Annotated in this window: 3 protein-coding genes; 1 reads left to right on the forward strand and 2 read right to left on the reverse strand. The window is 75.4% G+C overall.

Annotation, left to right across the window (positions count from 1 at the left end; translation table 11 throughout):
• Together ICW40_RS05955 and purL are read right to left on the reverse strand one after the other, a co-directional pair.
• Positions 1-670, reverse strand: a 670-nt coding sequence (locus ICW40_RS05955) for a copper homeostasis protein CutC (protein WP_260458843.1), incomplete at its 3' end; no start/stop codon positions are given.
• Between the two features lie 37 nt (positions 671-707).
• Entirely contained in the window at positions 708-3,080 is a 2,373-nt protein-coding gene (gene purL, locus ICW40_RS05960) for a phosphoribosylformylglycinamidine synthase subunit PurL (protein ID WP_221652919.1), read from the reverse strand.
• A gap of 378 nt (positions 3,081-3,458) precedes the next feature.
• On the opposite strand from purL, the gene ICW40_RS05965 reads away from it, so the two are divergent.
• Positions 3,459-4,175, forward strand: a complete 717-nt coding sequence (locus tag ICW40_RS05965; protein ID WP_221652920.1) for a LysE family translocator — start codon at positions 3,459-3,461, stop codon at positions 4,173-4,175.
• Positions 4,176-4,249: the final 74 nt, after the last annotated feature.

The raw sequence follows: 4,249 nt of genomic DNA on the forward strand, positions 1-4,249 counted from the left end.
CGGTGACCTCGAGCCCTGCGTCGCGCCCGCCGCCGGGGCCGGCCGGTCCCCGGTCCGGCACGACGCGCCGGGCGGAGAGGTGGACGGCGTCGACACCTGCGGCGACGAGGGCGCGCACGTGCTCGGGCCGGAGACCTCCACCGGCCATGACCTGCACGCGCCCGGCGGCTCGGCGCACGACCCGGGCGATCTCGGCCGCGCCCTCGGCCGCCGTCGGCGCGCCGCCCGAGGTGAGGACACGCGTGACGCCCAGCGCGCCGAGCCGCTCGATCGCGTCCGCGCGGTCGGCGACGACGTCGAAGGCGCGGTGGAAGGTGACCTCGACGCCGCCGGCCGCGTCGACGAGGGCCGCGACGCTCGGCTCGTCGAGCTCGCCCGAGGCGGTCAGCGCACCCACGACGACGCCCGCGGCGCCCGCGTCGACGCAGCCGCGGACCTCGGCGACGAGCAGCGCCACCTCGTCGGCGTCGTGCACGAACCCGCCGGGACGCGGGCGCACGAGGGCGTGCACGGGCAGCCCGACGTCGGCGACCTGCCGCACCCGGGCCGGCGTCGGCGTCAGGCCGCCGCTCAGACCCAGGGCGACGCAGAGCTCGACCCGGTCGGCGCCGCTCTCGAGAGCCACGCGCGCGCCGGCGACGTCCTGCACCGCGACCTCGACGGCGACCATCAGCGCCTCGACAGCTGGGCCCGGACCACCGACGTCGTCAGCCGAAGTGGCGCGGCAGCGTGTCGCGGTGCGCCTCGGCGAGCTCGGCGAGCGACGCGCTGAAGAGCTCCTGCACGTCGAGCGCCGGCCCGGCGTCCTCCGCGCCGTCGAGCGGTGCGTCGTCGGTCACGCCGATCCGCAGCACGGGGTAGCCGCGCGCGGTGCACATGTCGACGAACCGCACCTCCTCGGTGCGGGGCACCGCGACGACGGCCCGCGCCGTGGACTCGGCGAACAGCGCCTCGAACGGCGTGATGCCGTCGCGGTCGCACAGCTCGCCCAGCCAGATGCGCGCGCCCGTCCCGTAGCGCAGGCACGCCTCGACGAGGCCCTGCGCGAGGCCGCCCTCGGACAGGTCGTGCGCCGCGTCGACGAGGCCGTCGCGCGAGGCGTTGACGAGGATCGCCGCGAGCGTCCTCTCGGCGGCGAGGTCGACCTTCGGCGGCAGGCCGCCGAGCTGACCGTGGACGACGTCGGCCCACACGGAGCCGTCGAGCTCGCCGCGCGTCGCGCCGAGCAGGTAGACCGCCTGCCCGGGCAGGCGCCAGCCGGACGGCGTCGCGCGCGCGACGTCGTCGAGCACGCCGAGCACGCCGACGACGGGCGTCGGGTGGATCGACGAGTCGATCGTGCCCGGCTCCCCCGTGCCGTTGTAGAGCGAGACGTTGCCGCCGGTGACCGGGATGCCCATCTCGAGGCACGCGTCGGCGAGGCCCTCGATCGCCTGGACCAGCTGCCACATGGCGTCCGGGTCCTCGGGCGACCCGAAGTTGAGGCAGTCGGTGACGGCGAGCGGACGTGCGCCCGACGTCGCGACGTTGCGGTACGCCTCGGCGAGCGCGAGCTGCGCACCCGTGTACGGGTCGAGCTTGGCGTAGCGGCCGTTCGCGTCGGTCGCGAGCGCGACGCCGAGGCCCGTGCTCTCGTCGACGCGGACGACGCCGGCGTCGTCGGGCTGGGCGAGGGCGGTGTTGCCCTGCACGAAGCGGTCGTACTGGTCGGTGACCCACGCCTTGCTCGCGAGGTTGGGCGACGCGACCAGGCGCAGCAGCGTCTCGCGCAGCTCGTCACCCGTCGCCGGGCGGGGGTAGCGGGCCGCACCCTCGGGCCCGCTCACGGTGTCCGCCTGGAGGCCGTCCATCCACGCCGGGCGCGCGTAGGGACGGTGGTAGACCGGCCCCTCGTGCGCCACCGTGCGCGGGTCGACGTCGACGATCCGGTGGCCGAAGTGGTCGATGGTGAGCCGGCCCGTACCCGTGACCTCGCCGATCACGGCCGTCTCGACGTCCCACCGGCCGGTGATCGCGAGGAACTCGTCCAGCTTGTCGGGCCGGACGACGGCCATCATGCGCTCCTGCGACTCCGACATGAGGATCTCGCCCGCCGTGAGCGTCGGGTCGCGGAGGAGCACCTTCTCGAGGTCGACGTGCATGCCGCCGTCGCCGTTGCTCGCGAGCTCCGACGTCGCGCACGAGATGCCGGCCGCGCCGAGGTCCTGGATGCCCTCGACGACCTTGGCCGCGTAGAGCTCGAGGCAGCACTCGATGAGCACCTTCTCCATGAAGGGGTCGCCGACCTGGACCGACGGGCGCTTGGAGGGTTTGGTGTCGTCGAACGTCTCGCTCGCGAGGATGGACGCGCCGCCGATGCCGTCGCCACCCGTGCGGGCGCCGAACAGGACGACCTTGTTGCCCGCGCCCGACGCGTTGGCGAGGTGGATGTCCTCGTGCCGCAGCACGCCCAGGCACAACGCGTTGACCAGCGGGTTGCCCTGGTAGGCCGGGTCGAAGACGACCTCGCCGCCGATGTTGGGCAGGCCGAGCGAGTTGCCGTAGCCGCCGACGCCGGCGACCACGCCGTGCACCACGCGCGCGGTGTCGGGGTGGTCGATCGCGCCGAAGCGGAGCTGGTCCATCACGGCGACCGGGCGCGCGCCCATCGAGATGATGTCGCGCACGATGCCGCCGACGCCGGTCGCGGCGCCCTGGTAGGGCTCGACGAAGCTCGGGTGGTTGTGGCTCTCGACCTTGAAGGTCACGGCCCAGCCATCGCCGATGTCGACGACGCCCGCGTTCTCGCCGATGCCGACGAGCAGGTGCTCCTTCATCGCGTCGCTCACCTTGTCGCCGAACTGGCGCAGGTGGACCTTGGAGGACTTGTACGAGCAGTGCTCGGACCACATCACCGAGTACATAGCGAGCTCGGCGGCCGTCGGGCGGCGGCCCAGCAGATCGACGATGCGCTGGAACTCGTCGGTCTTGAGCCCGAGCTCGGCGTACGGCAGCGGGACGTCGGGCGTCGCGGCCGCGTGCTCGACGGTGTCGGGGGTCGCGGGCGTCGCAGAGGCGTGCGCGGCGTCGGTGGTGGTCATCGATTCCCAACCGGGAGAGCCATGGGGACGGCTCCCAGGCTACCGGCGGCCCCGACGCCCCGGTCCGCCGTCTCGCCCCCGCCGCCTCCCCGTCCCCCCGTCCCCCGTCCGCACCCTCGTCCCCCCTTCCCCCGTCCCCCGTCCGCACCCTCGTCCGGATGTTCGGATGCGAGCGGCCGTACAGGATGCCGCGTCACCGACGCCTCCACGTGTGCACGCGCTCGCGTTCGAACATCCGGACGGGGCGACGGAGGCGGGTGGGGCGGTGGGCGGGTGCGGCGGTGGGCGGGTGCGGCGGTGGGCGGGTGCGGGCGGGTGCGGTGGAACTCGCTTCCGTGCGGTGGCGCACGTCGGGGACCATGGCGGCGGAGGTGCCCCGTGATCGATCCCCCGACCTTGCTGGCCTTCGCCCTGGCCTCGGCCGCACTCGTCGCCACGCCCGGCCCCGCCGTGGGTGTCATCCTCGCCACGACGCTGCGGCGCGGGCGCCCGGCCGGGCTCGCCTCGGTGCTCGGGGTCGCCACCGGCAACCTCGGCCACACCGTCGCGGCGGTCGCCGGCATCTCCGCACTGGTCGCCACGAGCGCGACGGCGTTCACCGTGGTCAAGGTCGCGGGGGCGGCGTGGCTGCTGTGGCTCGCCGTGCGCGCGCTGCGGGCCCGGACCCCCGGGACGTTCGCGAGCGCCGCCGCGGGCGACCGGGACGGCGCCGCACCCGACGACGCTGCGTCCGAGGGCGCCGCACCCGATGGCGCCGCTCAGCCGGGGCGGCCGACGCCGTCGTCCCGCCGCCTGCTCGACGCGTACCGTGCCGCGGCGCTCGTCGGGCTGCTCAACCCCAAGGCCGCGCTGTTCTTCCTCGCGTTCCTCCCCCAGTTCGTGCGGCCCGGGGCCGGCCCGGTGCCGGCGCAGATGGTCGTGCTGGGGCTGCTGTTCACGGTCATCGCCGCTCTCGGCGACACGCTGTGGGTGCTCGGCGGGACCGCGGCGCGCCGGGTGCTGGGCCGCGTGCGCATGGTCGTGCTCGACCGCGTCTCCGCGGCGCTGTTCACCGCCTTCGCGGCGCTCACGCTTGCCGCCCGCAGGCTCGCGTGAGGCGTCGGCGCCCGGCCCGGCGCGCGGCCACGCCGGCGCTCGTCGCGGGGCTCGCGCTCGGCACGGCCCTGGCG

This window comes from Actinotalea ferrariae (genome assembly GCF_019733465.1).
Taxonomy (GTDB): domain Bacteria; phylum Actinomycetota; class Actinomycetes; order Actinomycetales; family Cellulomonadaceae; genus Actinotalea; species Actinotalea ferrariae_A.

Coding starts and splice junctions, on each gene's coding strand:
- purL (WP_221652919.1), bottom strand. CDS start 3,080: ATGACCACCACCGACGCCGCGCACGCCTCTGCGACGCCCGCGACCCCC.